The 17258-nt window shown below is 71.5% G+C and carries 18 protein-coding genes; 8 read left to right on the forward strand and 10 right to left on the reverse strand.

Going from position 1 to position 17258, the window contains the following annotated elements:
- Positions 1 to 35: 35 nt before the first annotated feature.
- Positions 36 to 788, forward strand: coding sequence for a hypothetical protein (locus ABZX61_RS62680; protein WP_355212036.1), 753 nt, complete (start codon positions 36 to 38; stop codon positions 786 to 788).
- Here the strand turns inward: ABZX61_RS62680 and ABZX61_RS62685 are convergent.
- Complete coding sequence (locus tag ABZX61_RS62685) at positions 785 to 1996, reverse strand: MFS transporter (protein WP_355212039.1); 1212 nt, start codon at positions 1994 to 1996, stop codon at positions 785 to 787. The genes ABZX61_RS62680 and ABZX61_RS62685 overlap by 4 nt on opposite strands.
- Before the next feature lie 73 nt (positions 1997 to 2069).
- A complete protein-coding gene (locus ABZX61_RS62690) occupies positions 2070 to 3230 on the reverse strand; it encodes a pyridoxal phosphate-dependent aminotransferase (RefSeq protein WP_355212042.1) in 1161 nt (386 codons plus the stop codon).
- A gap of 52 nt (positions 3231 to 3282) precedes the next feature.
- On the opposite strand from ABZX61_RS62690, the gene ABZX61_RS62695 reads away from it, so the two are divergent.
- Both ABZX61_RS62695 and ABZX61_RS62700 read left to right on the forward strand, forming a co-directional pair.
- Complete coding sequence (locus ABZX61_RS62695; RefSeq protein ID WP_355212045.1) at positions 3283 to 3828, forward strand: XRE family transcriptional regulator; 546 nt, start codon at positions 3283 to 3285, stop codon at positions 3826 to 3828.
- A 32-nt stretch (positions 3829 to 3860) separates the two neighbouring features.
- A complete protein-coding gene (locus tag ABZX61_RS62700; protein WP_355212048.1) occupies positions 3861 to 3992 on the forward strand; it encodes a hypothetical protein in 132 nt (43 codons plus the stop codon).
- Here ABZX61_RS62700 and ABZX61_RS62705 read toward each other — a convergent pair whose 3' ends face one another.
- From ABZX61_RS62705 to ABZX61_RS62715, 3 genes are all read right to left on the reverse strand, one after another.
- Complete coding sequence (locus ABZX61_RS62705) at positions 3993 to 7538, reverse strand: serine/threonine-protein kinase (protein ID WP_355212051.1); 3546 nt, start codon at positions 7536 to 7538, stop codon at positions 3993 to 3995.
- A 73-nt stretch (positions 7539 to 7611) separates the two neighbouring features.
- Positions 7612 to 8106, reverse strand: coding sequence for a hypothetical protein (locus ABZX61_RS62710; protein ID WP_355212054.1), 495 nt, complete (start codon positions 8104 to 8106; stop codon positions 7612 to 7614).
- 61 nt (positions 8107 to 8167) lie between these two features.
- On the reverse strand, positions 8168 to 8668 hold the full coding sequence (locus ABZX61_RS62715) for an Rrf2 family transcriptional regulator (RefSeq protein ID WP_355212057.1): 501 nt from the start codon (positions 8666 to 8668) through the stop codon (positions 8168 to 8170).
- A gap of 82 nt (positions 8669 to 8750) precedes the next feature.
- Between ABZX61_RS62715 and ABZX61_RS62720 the strand changes: the two genes are divergently transcribed.
- Positions 8751 to 9494 carry an NAD(P)H-binding protein gene (locus tag ABZX61_RS62720; RefSeq protein WP_355212060.1) on the forward strand — a complete coding sequence of 248 codons (744 nt, stop codon included), beginning with the start codon at positions 8751 to 8753 and terminating at the stop codon, positions 9492 to 9494.
- Positions 9495 to 9500: 6 nt separating this feature from the next.
- Here the strand turns inward: ABZX61_RS62720 and ABZX61_RS62725 are convergent, their stop codons facing one another.
- Positions 9501 to 9875: a nuclear transport factor 2 family protein gene (locus ABZX61_RS62725; RefSeq protein WP_355212062.1), complete on the reverse strand. Its 375-nt coding sequence runs from the start codon at positions 9873 to 9875 to the stop codon at positions 9501 to 9503.
- Between the two features lie 99 nt (positions 9876 to 9974).
- Between ABZX61_RS62725 and ABZX61_RS62730 the strand changes: the two genes are divergently transcribed.
- The gene (locus ABZX61_RS62730; RefSeq protein ID WP_350724311.1) at positions 9975 to 10955 is read left to right on the forward strand and encodes a YafY family protein; all 981 of its coding nucleotides are present in this window, start codon (positions 9975 to 9977) and stop codon (positions 10953 to 10955) included.
- Here the strand turns inward: ABZX61_RS62730 and ABZX61_RS62735 are convergent.
- Genes ABZX61_RS62735 through ABZX61_RS62745 form a run of 3 tightly spaced genes read right to left on the reverse strand, consistent with a single transcriptional unit; the run spans position 10940 to position 13550 of the window.
- Positions 10940 to 11692: an FAD:protein FMN transferase gene (locus tag ABZX61_RS62735; RefSeq protein WP_355212065.1), complete on the reverse strand. Its 753-nt coding sequence runs from the start codon at positions 11690 to 11692 to the stop codon at positions 10940 to 10942. The genes ABZX61_RS62730 and ABZX61_RS62735 overlap by 16 nt on opposite strands.
- Positions 11689 to 12183 (reverse strand): FMN-binding protein, encoded by a 495-nt coding sequence (locus ABZX61_RS62740; RefSeq protein ID WP_355212067.1) that lies wholly within the window; start codon positions 12181 to 12183, stop codon positions 11689 to 11691. Before ABZX61_RS62740 ends, ABZX61_RS62735 begins: the two co-directional genes overlap by 4 nt.
- Positions 12184 to 12197: 14 nt before the next feature.
- A complete protein-coding gene (locus tag ABZX61_RS62745; RefSeq protein ID WP_355212070.1) occupies positions 12198 to 13550 on the reverse strand; it encodes a ferredoxin reductase family protein in 1353 nt (450 codons plus the stop codon).
- Between the two features lie 124 nt (positions 13551 to 13674).
- Here ABZX61_RS62745 and ABZX61_RS62750 point away from each other — a divergent pair, with 124 nt between their 5' ends.
- The 3 genes from ABZX61_RS62750 to ABZX61_RS62760 are packed head-to-tail and all read left to right on the forward strand — an operon-like array spanning position 13675 to position 16792.
- Entirely contained in the window at positions 13675 to 14400 is a 726-nt protein-coding gene (locus tag ABZX61_RS62750; RefSeq protein WP_355212073.1) for a response regulator transcription factor, read from the forward strand.
- A complete protein-coding gene (locus ABZX61_RS62755) occupies positions 14397 to 15821 on the forward strand; it encodes a HAMP domain-containing sensor histidine kinase (protein ID WP_355212075.1) in 1425 nt (474 codons plus the stop codon). Before ABZX61_RS62750 ends, ABZX61_RS62755 begins: the two co-directional genes overlap by 4 nt.
- A 59-nt stretch (positions 15822 to 15880) precedes the next feature.
- Positions 15881 to 16792, forward strand: coding sequence for a phosphotransferase (locus tag ABZX61_RS62760; protein ID WP_355212077.1), 912 nt, complete (start codon positions 15881 to 15883; stop codon positions 16790 to 16792).
- On the opposite strand, the gene ABZX61_RS62765 is transcribed toward ABZX61_RS62760, so the two are convergent.
- Positions 16781 to 17258, reverse strand: a 478-nt coding sequence (locus ABZX61_RS62765; RefSeq protein WP_355212080.1) for a MerR family transcriptional regulator, incomplete at its 5' end; no start/stop codon positions are given. The two genes, ABZX61_RS62760 and ABZX61_RS62765, sit on opposite strands and share 12 nt — an antisense overlap.

The following is a 17258-nucleotide window of genomic DNA, read 5'->3' on the forward strand; positions in this document are numbered from 1 at the left end:
CCCGAGGCGTCGGCAATGATCGATAACGTGCCAGGATGAGTGATGCGTTTCCTCGGCACGTGCTCTGCGTTCTCGGCGCCGGGCTGGACCTTTCGGAGATAGAACGGACTGCGGCCGGCTTCGGCGGTTTCGTCCTCGACCGCGAATACTCCGAGGCCGAACCCGACCCTCGGATGCCGGAGGCGTTCGAGGCCAGTATGGCGGCGGCCTCGTTCGACGAGGCGGACTGGGCCGCAGTGGAGTCCCACGACACCGTCGGCTACCTGCTGTCCGCGCCGATGATGCGGGAGCTGGCGTTCGACACCTCCCGGCGGCTGCTGGCGGTGACGGCCGCGCTGCTGCGGTCCGGAGCCACGGCGGTGAAGAACGAGAGCAGCGGGATCGCGCACGGCCGGGACCGCTGGCTCGCGCTGGCCGATCGAGCGGCCGACGCCGCGGACGAGGCCCTGGCCGGCGCGCTGGTCAGCGCCTGGGTGCAGCGGCCGCTCCACGACGGTGAGGTGCTCTACAGCTGCGGCATGCACCTGCTCGGCGCGCCCGATGTGGAGATCGAGGTCGGTGCGGAGCTTCCGGCGGAGGACAGGCTGGCCGAGCTCGTCGCGCACCTGGACACGCTCGCCATCTACCTGCTGACCGATCCGCGCGCGGAGGAGATCGAGGACGGCGCCGGGTTCCGGATGGCCGAGGACGCTCCGCGCTGGTTGCTGCGCACCGGCGCGTGCGACCGTTATGACGAGGACGATCTGTTCTTCAACCCGTACGGATACATCCGGCTGACTCACGTCTAGCCGGCTGCGGCCCTCAATTCCGCGGGGTGGCGGTCCCGCTGAGCCCGGCGGACGGCGAAGGGGGCCGCCAGTCCCGTCACGGCGAACAGCCCTCCGACGACGTACCAGCCGGGACGACCCCAGGTGATGCAGAGCGCGATGAGCAACGCCGGGCCGAGTCCTTCGGCCAGTCCGGCGCCCAGCCCGAACACCCCCAGATACTGCCCCGTGGCGTGCTCCGGCGCGAGGGCGAAGGAGACCTCGAAGCCCGCCGCCGAATGCCACAGCTCGCCGATCGTATGGATCACTACCGCGATCACCAGGAGCGTCGCCGCTCCCCACGCCGGCAAGCCGGCGGACAACGGGATCAGCGAGCAGGAGACGAGGAAGGCGGCGCCCGCCCGGCGGTAGGCGCCGCCGCCGGCCATTGGGGAGTCGACGCCGCGGCTGGCCCGTACCTGGAGCGCGACCACCATGACCGTGCTGATCAGCATGGTGCCGGAGACGAGCCAGCGCGGCGCGGCGGTGAACCCGACCAGCCAGAGGGGGATGGCCACGGTGAGCACCTTGAACTGGACGGCCATGATGCCGTCGAGCACGGTGAGCAGCAGGTAGGGACGATCCCGCAGGGCGATCCAGCGGGGCCCGCGGACGACCGGTCCGGGCGCGACCGGCGGCAGGCAGATCAGGATTGCCGCGGAAGCGGCGAAGGCGAGGGCGTTGCCGGCCACGAGAAGCCGGTAGGCCATGAGGGTGTCGGCCTGGACGGCCCAGCCGGCCAGCAGGGCACCGAAGGAGACGCCGACGTTGGTGACGGCGCGGAGGTAAGCGCGGAACTCCTGGGGCCGGTCGCCGCCGTAGTGTCTGATGAGCGGACTGCGTGCCGCCAGCCCGGCCGCCTTCGCCCCGGTGGCCGCGCCCACGGCGAGGAGGAACGGCCAGAAGCTGTCGGCCAGCACGAAACCGGCCGTGGCCAGCGCCTGGACGACCAACGTGATCGTGTAGACGCCGCGTGCGCCGTGTCGGTCCGCGAGGTGGCCGACGGCGATGCCCAGGGCCAGCGAGACGATCCCGGCGATGCCGAGCCCCAGGCCCACCTGGCTCGCCGGGAGGTGGACCCCTTCGGTGAAGTACAGCACCCCGGCGGTCAGGTAGAGGCCGCTGCCGAGGGTGTAGACGAAGTTGGAGGCGGCGAGGACGCGCTGCGGCCCGGCTTCCGGCATCAGCATGGGGACGCTCCGCTCAGTTATTGCAACAGAATTGCATTAGCAAGATATGCGCAAATATCCGGCACGTCTATGGTCAGCCGATGGCCAGGCGGAAGCGGTCGCCGAGGTCGGCGAGGCGTTCGACGGGTTCGTTGGCGAACACGAGCCGCAGGTAGTGCCCGCCGCTGGGGCCCCAGCCGTCCATGGGGGTGGCCGCGACCTTCGCCCGGTCGAACAGGCGCCGGGACAGTTCGGCGGGGGTCAGCTCCAGGGGCCTGGTGTCGATGAGGAGCGACCATCCGCCGTGCGGCCGGACGACCGGGTACGCGGCGAGCCGGCGCAGGACCGTCTCGCAGCGCCGTTGCCACTCGGCGGTGGCGGCGGCGACGTCGGCGTCGGCGTCGGGCGCGTCCAGCGCGGCGGCCACGGCGTCCTGTGCCAGGCCGACCTGGCAGACGACGTTGGTCAGGCCCACCAGGCGGATGTCGGCGACGATGTCGGCGGGGCCGGTCACCCAGCCGACGCGCCAGCCGATGAGCCGCAGCTCCTTGGAGGCCGAACCGACGGTGATGGTGCGTCGTGCCAGGCCCTCGTGGGCCGCCGGGTGGCTGGGAGGGCGGCCGTCGAAGCGGATGCGTTCCATGGCCGCGTCGTAGATCAACCAGGCGTCGTGGCGTTCGCAGGCGTCGGCGAGGGCGGACCAGTGGTGCTCGTCCAGGACGAGGCCGGTCGGCATCGCCGGCCCCATCATCAGGACCGCCGCCGTGTCGGGTCCGACGGCGTCGGCGAGTCGTTCGGGGTCGACGGTCCAGCCGTCCGCGGTGGGCTGAGCGGGGACGAAACGGGGGACGCCGCCCGCGAGCCGGACCCGGTTGACCAGGCCGGCGTATATGGGGTCGCACAGCACGACCTCCTGACCGGGCTCGACGGTCGCCAGCAGCGTGTTGAGGATGCCGTTGAGCCCGCCGGCCACGCTGACGCATTCGGTGTCGGCGTCGTAGGCGTGCCCGGAGATGCGCCCGACGTGCGCCGCGGCGGCCGCGCGAAGCGAGCGGCGCCCCTGGAAGGGCAGATAGCTGTTGGCCGCGTCGTCGTCGACGGCGGCATGCGTGGCGGCGATGGCGACGGCGGGCGGCCGCAGGTCGGTGTCGAGGTTCTCCAGCCGCAGGAACTCCGGGTCGCCCACGGCGTCGGCCGCGTCGCCGACGGCGTCCACACCGATGCCCGGGATGTCGCGCAGCCGCGTCACCGTCATCTCGCCTCCAAAACCATTCTATTGGTACGTCCATACCACTATGCTGATACGCATGGAGCTCGCGCAAGTGGTGGGGACGAACGTGCACCGGCTGCGTACGACGGCCGGGATATCGCTGGCCGACCTGGCCTCCGCCGGCGGCATCAGCAAGACCACGCTGCACGGCATCGAGCAGGGCCAGGGCAACCCGACCCTGAGCACCCTGTGGGCCCTGGCCACCGCGCTGAAGGCGTCCCTCGGCGAGCTGCTGGAAGCGCCCGCCTCGACGGTCGAGGTGGTACGCGCCGACGACCGGCGGCCGCGGGTCGAGGGCGACGCGGTCAGCGCGCGTCTCCTGCACCGCATCAGGGTGCGCGGCACCGTGGAGGTCTACGACATCGCCATCGCCGAGAGCACCCAGCACTCCGACGCCCACCTGCCCGGCGTCGAGGAGTGCCTCGTGCTCACCCACGGACGCATCACCACGGGACCCGCCGATTCCCTCACCGACCTGGCCGAAGGCGATTCCATCAGGTTCGACGCCGCTCACCCGCACCTGTACCGAGGCCACACCCCGGACAATCGTGCTGTGCTTCTCATGGTCCACCCGGAGGGCTGACCCGTTATGACCGTCCCCGATGTGGCGGCCACGTGACGCACCGGCAAGAGTCCGGCCTGGAGCACGGCTTCATCCAGAACATGGACCTGACCTCCGCCGAGGCGGCCGCCGCGCACGAGCGGCTGTTCGAGGACATCAGGACCCTGACGCGCCGGGCCCGGTGATCAGGGGCAGATCTTCCGGTACGGCAACCCGGGCAGATACTCCTGCCACTCCGCGCGCGTCAGCGAGCGCCCGGCCCGGGCGCAGACGGCCGCGGCCGTACGCTCCGGATCGACGGAGACCGCGCGCAGCACACCCGCCTCGTCGAGGGTACGGAGCACCGCGCCACCGGCTCCGAACCCGGTCGTCATCAGCGGCTCGTCCGCCCCTGCGAACGACGGCCCGAGCTTGCGAGGCGTGATGGGGTCCCAGAGCTGGACCTCCCCCTCGGTGAGGGACGCGGCCACGTCGCCCGTCCGGGAGAAGGCCAGCTGGATGATCCCGCTGTTGTCACCGGGGTACGGACGGAACGTCGAGCCATGCCTCTTACCCGTGCGCAGATCCCAGAACGCGAGCCTGCCCGACTGGCTGTAGGCGGCGAGGCTCGCCCCATCAGGACTGAAGGCGATGCTCCTCAAACCGCTGCTCAGCCCTCCTGGACCGAAGGCGGGGCCGACCGGCTGCCCGGAGGAGAGTTCGATCAGGTGGTTGGCCGAGTCGCTCATCGGAGCGATCATCGTGCTGCCTGGCCGGAACACGATGTCCATCAGGTCGTTCGTGTCGACGGGCCGCAACCACGTGTGGTGCGGCACGTCCCAGACGAAAAGCCGGCTCCGGGATGTGCCGCCGATATCGTGGGCGGCGATCGCGACCAGCGTCCCGTGCTCGTTCACAGCCACGGCGTTCGCCATCCAGTCGCCCGGCAGCGGGACCCTGGTCACGCGCGACGGCTGCGCGGTGTCCCACATCTCCAGCGGCTTCCCCACGCCGCTGAAGGCCGCCAGCAGCCGCCCGTCGCCGCTGAACGCGAAGTGCAGATCGCCGTCCCCGATCCTTATCTTCAGGGGCGATCCCAGCGGGCGGAGCCTTTCCGCGTCCCAGAGCACGAGTTGCCGCGCCTCGGACTGGTGCGTGGCGAGGAATCGGCCATCAGGACTGAACACAGCGGTCTCAGGGGCATGGCCGGGCAGCCGCGTGCGGTGAAGGAGATCGGAGATGTCCAGGCTCACCACAGTCTCGTCGGTCAGGTAACGCAGGGTCGTGCCGTCGAAGCCCACGTCCTCCGGTGCGCCCCGGTAGGAGAGCACGGTGTTCCCGTCCGAGACTCGGACAAGCCCGAGGCTGCTGTCGTTCCCGACCACGAGGTAGTGGCCGTCCGGGCTGAACTGTATTCCGTTGGTGCTGTAGCGGCTCGCCCCGATCGTCGGCTGACCCGCGAGGTCGCGCCCCGTGTGCGCGTCGACAAGGGCGATGCGCGAACCGGTGCCGCAGGCGATGGTGCGGCCGTCGGGACTGATGGCCGCCACCCATGCCTTCTTGGCGCAGTCGCCCGAGCGGGGCCATGCGGCCACCGGTTTCCCGCTCGGCAGCCTCAGCATGGTGAACCGGCCTTCGAGGCCCGCGTTCACGACCAGGTCGTTGGCCAGAGTGACGGAGGGTTTGAGCATGCCGTCCCTCGCGCCGATGTCCGCGCCGGTCCGCGTGTCCCAGAGGTCGCCGGCCTGGGACCCCAGCCTGAGGACGTACCGGTCGCCGGTCTGGAACTTGAGCCCGTTGAAGTATTCCGGCTCCTCGATCCTCCGTCTGGCTCCGGTCTGCCTGCCGGTGCTCGTCTCCCAGATGCGGATCTCATGGCCCGCCGCCACGGCCAGCAGCCGGCCGCTGGGGCTGAGGCCGGCGCCCAGGAACTTCTCCCCACCGATCTTCAGGTCGTCCCAGCCGCCGGTCTTCCTCCCGGTCCGCAGGTCGTAGATCCGCACCCCCTGCGGGGACACGCTGACGAACGTGCGCCCGTCCCTGGTGATCTGCCGTACGGTCTCCGCGCCCGAGTCCGGGTCGGAGAACGCCGAGCGCTCGCGCTGTGCCCAGGCGTTCTGCAACGTCGCCCGCGTCGCGGTGACCGGGGCCAGCCGCCAGGCGGCGACGCTGAGCAGCATCGCCCGTACCGGGTCCGCCGTGCGCATCGCGTCGGCCTGGGCCGCCACTTTGCCCGCGACCGCCTCGTCCCGCTGCGCGGCGACGATCCTGCTCTGCTCCGAGATGACGAGGCTCTGCCGTACGGCGACGGCGCCGCCGATCAGGGCGAGGACGAGCAGGGCGGACAGAGTGACGGTGAGGAGGCGGCGGCGTCGGATCCGGTGGCGGGTGGCGGCGTTGCAGGCGTCGAGGAAGTCGCGTTCGAGCTTGCTGAGCGTGAGATGGCGGCGTCCGGTGGCGGCCCAGCGCAGCGCGGTCTCCAGGCGGCTGCCCTGGAAGACGTCGCCTTCACGGCGCCCGTGGGTGTTCCAGTGGCGTGCGGCGGCGCGGATCAGGTCGTGCGTGGGCAGGCCCGCACGCTCGTCGCCGACCCAGGACCGCAACCGCGGCCAGGCCTGTAACAGGGCGGGCCGGGCCAGTGCGACGTCGTCGCCTCGAACGGCGATCACGTAGGAGAAGACCTCCAGGATCCGTTCGAGCGCGGCCCGCTCGTCCGGTGTCCTTGCCTCGAACAGCTCCTCATGCGACGCGGTGCGTACGGTCACCTCACCTGCGTCGGTGACGGCCACCATGCGCAGGAACAGGTCGGGCACCAGGTCGCGTTCGCCGGGGCTGAGGAACCCGTAGGCGTCCTCCGCAAGCGTGCCGAGGGCGGGATCGGCGGCGGCTCCCCGGCTGAGCAGCCCGGCCTCGGCGCTGCCGACGGTGAGCAGGTCGGCCTGACCGCCCTGGAACCCGCTGATCAGGCCGAGCAACAGCTCGCGCGCGGTAGGCCGGGCGAGCGGGTCCTTGGCCAGCGCTGCCGAGACCAGCGGCCGCAGCGAAGGCGGCAACGCGGAGAGGTCGGGTTCGGCGGACAGGACGCGGTGCATGACCGCGCCCAGGCTCTCGGCCCGGAAGGGGTCGTCGCCGTTGGCGGCGTAGAGCACGATCGCACCCCAGGAGAACACGTCGGCGGGAGCACCGGCACGCTGGCCGGTGAACACCTCCGGCGCCATGTAGGTCGGGGTGCCGGCCACCAGACCGGTGGCGGTCAGCGACATCTCCAGGGTCCGCGCCACCCCGAAGTCGATGACGCGCGGACCGTCGGGACCCAGCAGCACGTTGTCAGGCTTGAGGTCGCGGTGCACGACGCCGGCGTCATGGATCGCGGTCAGCGCCGTGGCCACCGCGGTGGCCAGGCGGTGCAGCTCGTCGCCGCTGAAGCGGCGCCCGCCGGCGACGGCCTGACGCAGGCTCGGCCCTTCGACGTAGTCGCTGACGATGTACGGCTTGGGCGCGTCCAGATCGACCGCCAGCACTCGTGCCGTGCAGAACGAGGCCACCCGCCGGGCCGCCGTGGCCTCCTTGCCGAAGCGCGACCGCAGATCCGGATCGCCGGCGGCATCACCGTGCAGCACCTTGATGGCCACCCGGTCGCCCTGCGCGTCGTACGCCTCGTAGACCACCCCCTGGCCCCCGGCGCCCAGCCGCCCGGCCAGCCAGAAGTCCCCCAGCCGAAGAGGATCCCCAGGCAGCAGGGCCGACGCCATCTGATCACCCCGTCATCTCGGATCTTCTACGTCCTTAGATGCGGCCCCCGCGGCGGAAGTTGTCCTTCGTCGATCACCCGGCGGCGCCATGGCCGGGGAAGAGCCCCTGAAGGAGCGTGTAGCCCGGCATGCGTTCGGCCGGACGCACGCTCACGGTGAACATCTCCGGCTCGTCGAACACCGGCTCTCCGTTCGGGCGGCGTGCGTACGGGACGCGCCCGTAGTCCACGCCGTCGCTCTGATCAAAGCTCATCCAGGTGATCGCCTCCTGCTCCCCTTCGAGCAGCGGGAGGTTGGAGACGGCCCGGCTGAAGACCTTGTCCGGCGTGATCACCCATACCTGGGGGACCGCGAAGATCCATCGCGTCGCGGCGATCTCCTGCGCCCTGGTGGCGGCTCGATTCTCGAAGTCCGTGGCCGACTGCTGATCGCGAAGGTAGTCGTAGTCGCTGAGCACGAGTTGGCGTTCACCCTGGAGCGCGACGATGGCCGGGCAGTCGCGGGCGAGGATGTTCTTCTCCAGCCGGCCGATCACGTCGAAGAGCAACGTGGCCGTCTCGTCGTTCATCACGTCCTCCGAACTTCGCAGTCCCCCACAGATCCTGCCATGACGCACTGGGATGGATCTCTCAGCGGAGGGCGTCTTCTCCAGGGGGACGGGTCTGCCCGGTGAGCAGCGATCGAGTGCGGGCCGGCGCCGACGGAGGCAGGTCGGCGAGGACATCGGCGAGCGAGACCGCGGCCAGGCTGCCGCGCCACACCCGATGCGCCTCGGCCATCTTCACGGCGAGGATGCAGGCCTGCCGGCACTCCTCGGCCGGAAGCGCGCCGCGGCCCTGCCTGCGGATCTCGCGGCATTCGTACGGAGCGGAGGCGCCGTCCACCGCCTCCACGATCTGCAGCAACGTGATCTCCGCGGGCTCGCGCGCGAGCCGGAACCCGCCGCGCGGCCCTGTCGTCGCCGACAGCACGCCCGCCTTGACGAGCGACTGGAGCTGCTTGGCGAGGTAGGGCGCGGGCAGGTCGTAGTACTCCGCCAGCTGGGCGGCCGATGCGGTGGTCCCCGGTTCGAGCTGCGCCAGCGAGGTGGCGCAGTGCAACAGCCATTCGGTGCTTACGGGCAGCTTCACGATCGGCAGGATATCGTGGATATTGCGGACCTGTTTAGTCCGAGATATGGTCCTGGTTGATCGTGGACAAGGAGTGATCATCATGCGGATCGCCGTCGCCGGCGCGACCGGCAACATCGGTTCCCTGACCGTGGCCGCCCTCGAACGGGACGGGCACGACGTCGTACGCATCAGCCGTTCGCTCGGCGTGGACCTGCTGACCGGTGACGGGCTCGACGACGCCCTCGCCGGGGTCGAGGCCGTCATCGACGTCACCAACGGGCCGGAGGGGGATCGGGCCGAGACGGTGGCCTACTTCGCGGCGGCCACCCGTAACCTGCTCGCCGCCGAGGAACGGGCCGGCGTACGCCACCATGTGCTGCTGTCGATCGCCGGGGTGGGCCGGATCGACGGCAATGCGCACTACGCCGGCAAGCGGGAGCAGGAACGCCTGGTGGCCGCGGGGCCGGTGCCGTGGACGGTCGTACCGGCCACGCAGTTCCATGACTTCGCGGAGATGGTGGCCGGCTGGACCGAGCAGGACGGCGTGGCCACGGTCGCGCCGCTGCTCATGCAGCCGATCGCGCCCGCGGACGTGGCCGCCATCCTGGCCGAGATCGCGGTGGGCGAGCCGCAGGGACGCTATGTCGACGTCGCGGGGCCCGAGCCGCAGGACCTCGTCGACATGGCCCGGCGTACGCATCGGGCGCGCGGCCGGGAGGTGAAGCTCGTGCCGACCTGGTCGGGCTTGTTCAGCCAGGAGATGGTCGGCAACGTGCTGCTGCCGGGCGAGGGCGCCCGCATCGCGCCGACGACGTTCGACGACTGGCTCCAGGAGCAGAAGTGACCCGGGTCAGGGCTGGACGGCGTTTCGGGCCTTGTGCATCGGGAGCATGTCGAAGATGCTGATCACGCGGGTGATCCTGCCGTTCTCGACGGTGAAATAGTCGATGCCGCGGAAGTCCTTCAGCAGCGGGGTGTCGGTGGTGTACACGGTCGCCGCGTTCGTGTCGTTGCCCAGGACGTCGATGACGGTGGCGCTGACCAGCGAGGTCGCGAACGGTTCGAGGAACCCGCGGTATCCCTCCACCCCCTCGAACGTGCCGGTCGGGGCCTCGCACACGACGTCGTCGGCGAGGAGGCTCAGGGCCTTGTCGATGTTCTTGCTGGTCCACGCGCGGACGAAGTCGTCGGCGATCTGCTGGGCGAGCCCGTTCGTTCCGGTCACAGCACGGTTCCTTTCAGAGATGCCGCCCCCGGTGGGCGGCCCGTCTACCTGCATCTTCACGGGGATATATGTCAGGTAGCGTCATATACCTTTGAAGACGTGAGATCCGAGCGCCTGCTGTCGATCATGCTGCTGCTGCAGACCCATGGGCAGCTGCCGGCCGGTGACCTGGCCGAGCGCCTGGAGGTGTCGGTCCGCACCGTCATGCGCGACGTCGAGGCGCTGTCGTCGGCCGGCGTGCCTGTCTACACCGTGCGCGGCCCCCACGGCGGCATCGCGCTGCTGCCCGGCTACCGCACCAACGTCACCGGCATGACCGCCGACGAGGCCCGAGCGCTGTTCGTGCTGATGTCCGGTCACGCTCACACCGAGCTGGGCCTGGGGCAGGCCCTCGGCTCCGCGCTGCGCAAGCTGATGGCCGCCCTGCCCGCCCCGCACCGGCCCGACGCCGACCTGGCCAGCCGCCGCATCCTCATCGACCCGGTGCGCTGGCGCGGCGGTCCGGCGCGCTCGGCGACCGGCCCCGCCGTCGACCTGGCCGTGCTCCAGCAGGCCGTCTTCAACGACCGGCGGCTGCGCCTGCGCTACCGGCACGGCCGCGACAACCGCGTCCGCTCCTACACTCTCGATCCGTACGGCCTGGTCAACAAGGCCGGCGTCTGGTACCTGGTCGCCGACCACCGTGGCGAGCCGGCACTCTTCCGAGCCGACCGGGCCCTGTCAGCCGGCATCCTCGACGAGCCCGTACGCCGCCGCGACGGCCTCGAACTGGCCGACGTCTGGGACGGCCTGCGCCGCCACATCGACGAGATCCCCGCCCCGCTGCCCGTCACGGTCAGCGTCCACCGGGACATCCTGGCCAGATTCCTGCGCATCCACGAAGCCGACCTGGCCGGCCCTCCTCCCGCGACCGACCAGCGAGCAGCGCGGGTGCACGTCGAGCTGCACTTCCGCTCCCTGGCCGCGGCAGAGGTGCTCCTGGCCTTCGGCACCGACGCCGAAGTCCTCGCCCCGGCCGAGCTCCGCCGGGCCCTGGCGCGCAAGGCGGCCGAAGCCGCCGCCCGCTACAACTGCGCATAACGGTGGAAACCGCTGGTACGCCAGACCGCTCCCGACGAGGTCACCGCGAACGCCTCCAGCTCGTCCTGATCCTCCACCCACTCCCGCGCCGCGGAGCCCATCGCGAACGCGGCGGTGGCGTAGGCGTCCACGGTGGTCAGGTCGTACCCGACGAGGGTGAGCGAGGCCAGCGCGGTGGCGGGGGCGCCGGTGTGCGGGTCCACGATGTGGTGCCCGCGTTCGGCGGTGCCGGAGGTGGCGACCGCCAGGCCGGTCCCCGAGACGACGGCGGCCAGCGCCCCGGGCCGCAGCGGGTCGGCGATGCCCACCCGCCACGGCCGGTCGGGTTCCGGCGATGAGCCGAGGCGGACGTCGCCGCCGCCGTTGACGCTGTGCCGCCGCGCGCCCGCCGCCGCCAGCAGCGCCGAGGCGTGCTCGATGGCCCAGCCCTTGACCAGCGCGGACGGGTCGAGCCGGCCGCCGGGCATGAGCGTGAAATAGCCGCCGGTGTCGCGCTCGACCTGGGCGCAGCGGGCCAGCACGCGGACGATCTCGGGCGGGCAGCTCTCCGGGGCGATCTCGCCGCGGCCGAGGCGGCTGATCGGGCTGCCGGGCCGGTACGTGGAGAAGAGGGCGTCCACGTGGTGCAGCCAGGTCACCGCCTCCTCGATCGCCGACGTGATCCGCTCGGACGCCTCGTGCCGGACGTCGAAGGAGAACACCGTCCCCATGACGTGCTCGACGTGCCGGATCGTCACAGCCCCGCCCGGTCGATCGCGCTCTGCAGGGAGCGGGCGTAGCCCTCGCTGGTGTAGGTGGCACCGGACACCGTGTCGATCTGCGCGCTCTGCGCCGACAGCGCCTCCTGGGTGAGGATCGGCAGCGCGGCGTCGTTGATCTCGATGTCACGGCGGTTGCCGTCGGGCGCCTGCAGCACCTGGACGTCGGCGATCTTCCCGCCGGACACGGTGATCGCGACCTGCACCGGGCCCCAGCGGGTGTCGGCCGGATCGCCGGTCACGGTGGTCCCCTGAGCCGGCGTGGTGCCTTGAGCCGGCGTGGTGCCTTGAGCTGGCGTGGTGCCTTGAGCTGGCGTGGTGCCTTGAGCTGGCGTGGTGCCGGACTGCTTCTGGGCCAGGGCGGCGGGTGGCTGGGCCGCCTGCGACACGTCGTGCGGCTTGAACGACAGCAGCAGCACCAGGCCCACGGCAGTGGCCAGCACGGCGAGCAGTGCTCTACGGATAGGCATTTATCGTCGTACTCCTAGAACTCGAAGGATTCGTGATGGATGTGCCGCCGGGGCACTCCGGCGGCCCGCAATGCCTGGATCGCGGCCCGGGTCATCTCGGCGGGGCCGCACACGTACACGTCGTGGTCGCGCAGGCCGGGCACGACCCGGGCGAGCACGGCCGCGTCGAACGGCCCGCCGGGGCCACGGGGGCCGGTCGAATAGTGCAGGTTCGCGCCCCGGGCGACGGCGATGTCCTCGAGCTCCTGCCTGAACACCAGGTCGGCCTCCCTGCGTGCCCGGTAGAGCAGGGTCAGCTCGCCGGGAAGCGACTCGAACAGGGCACGTAACGGGGTGATGCCGACGCCGCCCGCGATCAGCAGCACCTGCCGGCGGGAGCGCAACCGGCCGGTGAAGGCCCCGTACGGTCCCTCGGCGAAGACCCGCGTCCCGGGGCGCAGTCCGGCCAGGGTCGCGCTGTGGTCGCCCAGCGCCTTGACCGTGATCCGCAGCCCTCCGGCACCGGGCGGGGCCGACAGCGAGTACGGGTTCGCCGACCACCACAGCCCCTTGGCCAGGAAGCGCCAGCGGAAGAACTGGCCGGGCTCGGCGCGCAGCCGTTCCAACCGCCGGCCGGTGACCTGGATGGAGATCACGCCGGGGGCTTCGGCGGTCACCGCGGCCACCCGCAGCCGATGCCGCAGGAACAGCCGGACGGGCGCCAGGAGCCGGTACCAGACGACGAGCGCGGCCACGCCGAGGTAGAGGACATACCAGGCGACCTGGGCGGCCCGGTCACCGGCGAACTCCGCACCGGTGGCGAGCTGGTGGCCGAAAGCCAGGTAGGCGGCGACGTAGGTGTAGAAGTGCAGCAGGTACCAGGTCTCGTAGCCGATCCGGCGGCGGGCGGCACGGGCCGAGATCGCGCCGATGCCGAGGAGCAGCAGGCAGGCCGCGGTGGCCTCCCACATCTCGGGGAAGGTCATGACCATGGTGACGGCCTCGTCCGCCACGTGCTGCCCGTCGGCGATCGCGTACCCCCAGATGACCGACAGCACGTGCGCGGTCATCAGGCCGACGACGTAACGCCCGCCCATGGCGTGCCAGCGGGTCAGCCGGTCGGTGCCGACGCCGTGCTCCAGCGCGGGCACGCGCGCCATCAGCGCGATCAGCACCGCCATCGCGTAACCGGCCAGCAGGCCGGTGATTCGCCCGGCGTTCGTGAGCCAGCCGGCGGCGCCAACCACCGCGGACGTGTCACGCCACCACAGCGCGACGACCGCGACCGCGCCCAGGCCGATCAGGACGAGCACCGGGCCGGGGCGGGCCACGAACCCGGTGGACCTGACCTGCGGGGCGGTTCGGGATGGTACGTGCGTGATGGTCACACCGTTCTCCTGCTTCTTCGGGAACGGGACCCACCGTGCCAAGTGAAACTCTGCGTTCCTTCTGAACGGCCCGGGACGGAGGTGCTCTCAGAGGATTTTCAGAAGATTTCGGTATGAAATGGACATGGAGGTGACCGTGTCGGTGTTGCTGCGTCCTGACGGTGCGCCGATCCGCGTGCTGGTCGTGGACGACGAACCGGACATCGTCGAGGTGCTGGAGACGGTGCTGCTCCAGGAGGGGTGGCGGGTCCGCGCGGCCGGGGACGGCATGACCGCGGTGCGGGCGGCCGAGGAGTTCGTGCCGGACGCGGTGGTCCTGGACGTGATGCTGCCCGATCTGGACGGCCTGGAGATCATGCGCCGGATCCGCGAGCGGCTGCCGGAGGTGTGCGTGCTGTTCCTCACCGCCAGGGACGCGGTGGAGGACCGCGTGGCCGGGATCACCGCCGGCGGCGACGACTACGTGACCAAGCCGTTCAGCCTGGACGAGGTGCTGGCCCGGCTGAACGGGCTGCTGCGCCGCGCGGGGATGGCCCGGGCCGGGAACGGCACGCGGCTCGTCGTGGCCGATCTCGTCATGGACGTCGAGGCCAGGGAGGTGACCAGGGCGGGGACGTTGATCGACCTGACGCCGACCGAGTTCGACCTGCTGCGGCTGCTCATGCTCAACCCGCGCCGGGTGCTGAGCAAGACCCAGATCCTCGACCACGTCTGGTCCTACGACTTCGGCGGGCAGGCCCATGTGGTCGAGCTGTACGTCAGCTACCTGCGCAAGAAGATCGACGCGGGCCGCGAGCCGCTCATCCACACCGTCCGCGGGGTCGGCTACGTGCTGAAGCCGCCCGCATGAGCCGCCTCCTGCCGCGCACGCTGCGGGGCCGGCTCGTCGCGGGGGTCCTGGCGCTGCTGGCGCTGGCCTGCGTGGCCGTCGGCGTCGCGACGTCGTTCGCGATGGACCGCTTCCTGATGGGGCGGGTCGACCAGCAGCTCGCCACGATCGGCGGCAGGTACGCGGCGAGCCTGGAGCACGGCGACGACCGGAGCGGGGGCGACACGCGCAGCCAGGCCCCGGGCACCTTGGGAGTGCGCCTCGCCGGCGGCGTGATCACTCAGGGGGCGGTGGTGACCCCGTACGACGACGATCGGGCGCGGCTCGCCGGCGGTGACCAGGCCGTCCTGGCCGCGTTGCCGGCCGACGGCGTGCCCAGGACCGTGTCCCTGTCGAGCCTGCATGAATACCGGGTCGTCGCCGTACCGGGCCGCGACGGCGACGTGCTCATCACCGGTCTGCCGTTGCACGAGGCCGAGGAGACCTTGAGGCGCATGCAGGTGTTCGAGGTCTTCATGTTCGGCGCCGCGCTGGCCGTCACCGGCGTCGCCGGCGCGGTGTGGGTCAGGCTCGCGCTGCGCCCCCTGGAACGCGTGGCCGCCACCGCCCGGCGGGTCACCCGGCTGCCGCTGGCCAGCGGCGAGGTGGCGCTTACCGAACGGGTGCCCGACACCGATCCGCGTACCGAGGCCGGGCAGGTGGGGGCCGCGTTCAACAGCATGCTGGGGCATGTGGAGGCGGCGCTGGCCCGCCGGTACGCCGTCGAGCAGCGGCTGCGCGCGTTCGCCGCCGACGCCAGCCACGAGCTGCGCACCCCGCTCGCCGCGATCCGCGGCCACACCGAGCTGGCCCTTCGCGGCGCCGAGCCGATGCCCGAGGGGGTACGGCACGCGCTCGACCGCATCGACGCCGAGTCCGGCCGGATGAGTGAGCTGGTCGCCGACCTGCTGCTGCTCGCCCGGCTGGACGCGGGCCGCCCGCTGGCGCGGGACGAGGTGGATCTCACCAAGCTGGCCATCGAGTCCGTCGGTGACGCCAGGGTCGCCGCGCCCGCCCACCGCTGGCGGCTCGAACTGCCCGAGGAGCCGGTCACCGTCCAGGGCGACCCGTCGCGGCTGCGCCAGGTGATCACGAACCTGCTGACCAACGCCGGTACGCACACCCCCGAAGGCACGGCGATCACGCTGACGGTACGACAGGCGCCGGGTGCGGCGGAGCTGACGGTCGCGGACGGCGGGCCCGGCATCCCGGCGGACATGCAGGAGGAGATCTTCGAGCGCTTCTCCCGCGTGGACAAGGGGCGATCGCGCGCTTCCGGCGGCACGGGGCTCGGCCTGGCGATCGTCAAAGCGGTGGTCGCCGCGCACGGCGGCACGATCGGCGTCGAAAGCCGCCCCGGCCGCACCGCCTTCCACCTCCGCCTGCCCGACCTGGGGCAATAGCGGGTGTCATGCGGAAAATGGCAGGCACGCGAGCGGAGTGATGGCCTACCGTGCCGCGAGTGACGGATCTGCTTCCCCCGGCAGTGCTGGACGCGGTGCTGGGCCACCCGGGAGGCTCGCTCGTGTCGTGCCGGAGCGAGCCGGTCACCGGCAGCTCAGGGGCCGCCACCGGTGCCGTGACCAGGCTGTCCGGCCAGGCACGGCTCGGCCGCGACCAGGTCTCCTTCACCGTGATCCGCAAATCCTGCCGGCCGCTGACCACCGGACGACACGCCGCCGGCGCCGCCGATCCCCGGCACTGGGCCAACTGGCGGCGGGAACCTCTCGCCTATGCCAGCGGGCTGCTGCCGAAGGGACCGGGCCTGGCCGCGCCCCGCTGCTACGGCGTCATCGGCGACACCGTCTATCTCGCCGACGCCGGAGCCACCCCGGAAGCCCCGCACGTGGCCGCTCACCGGCTCGGCCGCTGGCAGGCCGACGTCGCCGTCCCCGACGTGCCGTGGCTGTCCGTCCACCAGCTCGCCCAGCGGATCGCCGTCAGTGACCTGAGCTGGACCGGCATGGACGTGCCCGCACACATCCCGGCGTTGTGGCAAGAGCGCCACGAACTGCTGGAGCGGCTCGACCGGGTGCCTCGCGTGCTCGTGCACGGTGACTTCTCCCACGGCAACCTCGTCGCCGCTCACGACGGCGCCGACACGGTGGCGCTGGACTGGGCGACGTTCGGGGTGGGCCCGGTGGGCGCCGATCTCGCGTCACTGGCGCTGACCACCCTCGGACGCCATCTCACCGACTACCTCGACGGACTGGCCGGCCGCTTCGACACCGCCGACGTCGAGCTGGGCTACCGGGCGACGCTCGCGCTGACCGGAGCCGGTCGCATCCACTGGATGGTGTCGCGCGGGATGAGGCCTCCCGCCGGCTATGTCGACTTTGTCACCGCCGAAGCCACCTCACGCCTATGCCCGTAGTGCCCGTCGCGCCGTCCGGTCGACGGCGGGGGTCTGCACGTCCGGCCCGGTCTCGCCGCCGTACGTGGCGATCTTGTACTCGACGGCCGTCAGGGAAAGGGTCAGCTCACGGATCCGGCGGCGGATCGTGTCGCGATGCTCGATGAGCAGGTCGAGCCGCTCGGGCACCGTGTGCTCCCCGGCATCGACGAGCGAGATGTAGTCCTGCAGGTCACGCATCGCCATCCCGGACAGCCGCATCCGGGTCAGGAACACCAGCCGCCGCACCGCGGCGCCGTCGTAGACGCGATGGCCGTTGCCGTCCCGGGCCACCTCGACCAGCCCCGCCCGCTCGTAGTAACGCAACGTGTGCGGCGAGATCCCGAGCAGGTCGGCGACCTCAGCGATCGCCATCGGCTCGGACACCTCGGCCGGCTCGGTGAGGGAGTGGATCGCCTCGACCGACATCGCGCCGTCGTCGCCGAGC

Origin of the sequence: Nonomuraea sp. NPDC003709, assembly GCF_040610775.1 — a bacterium.
GTDB classification, from domain to species: Bacteria; Actinomycetota; Actinomycetes; order Streptosporangiales; family Streptosporangiaceae; genus Nonomuraea; species Nonomuraea angiospora_A.

What these genes read in the sequence shown, in the direction of transcription:
- ABZX61_RS62680 (WP_355212036.1), top strand. Translation starts at nt 36, where the DNA reads ATGAGTGATGCGTTTCCTCGGCACGTGCTCTGCGTTCTCGGCGCCGGG.
- ABZX61_RS62685 (WP_355212039.1), bottom strand. Translation starts at nt 1,996, where the DNA reads ATGCTGATGCCGGAAGCCGGGCCGCAGCGCGTCCTCGCCGCCTCCAAC.
- ABZX61_RS62690 (WP_355212042.1), bottom strand. Translation starts at nt 3,230, where the DNA reads ATGACGGTGACGCGGCTGCGCGACATCCCGGGCATCGGTGTGGACGCC.
- ABZX61_RS62695 (WP_355212045.1), top strand. Translation starts at nt 3,283, where the DNA reads ATGGAGCTCGCGCAAGTGGTGGGGACGAACGTGCACCGGCTGCGTACG.
- ABZX61_RS62705 (WP_355212051.1), bottom strand. Translation starts at nt 7,538, where the DNA reads ATGGCGTCGGCCCTGCTGCCTGGGGATCCTCTTCGGCTGGGGGACTTC.
- ABZX61_RS62710 (WP_355212054.1), bottom strand. Translation starts at nt 8,106, where the DNA reads ATGAACGACGAGACGGCCACGTTGCTCTTCGACGTGATCGGCCGGCTG.
- ABZX61_RS62720 (WP_355212060.1), top strand. Translation starts at nt 8,751, where the DNA reads ATGCGGATCGCCGTCGCCGGCGCGACCGGCAACATCGGTTCCCTGACC.
- ABZX61_RS62740 (WP_355212067.1), bottom strand. Translation starts at nt 12,183, where the DNA reads ATGCCTATCCGTAGAGCACTGCTCGCCGTGCTGGCCACTGCCGTGGGC.
- ABZX61_RS62750 (WP_355212073.1), top strand. Translation starts at nt 13,675, where the DNA reads ATGGAGGTGACCGTGTCGGTGTTGCTGCGTCCTGACGGTGCGCCGATC.
- ABZX61_RS62755 (WP_355212075.1), top strand. Translation starts at nt 14,397, where the DNA reads ATGAGCCGCCTCCTGCCGCGCACGCTGCGGGGCCGGCTCGTCGCGGGG.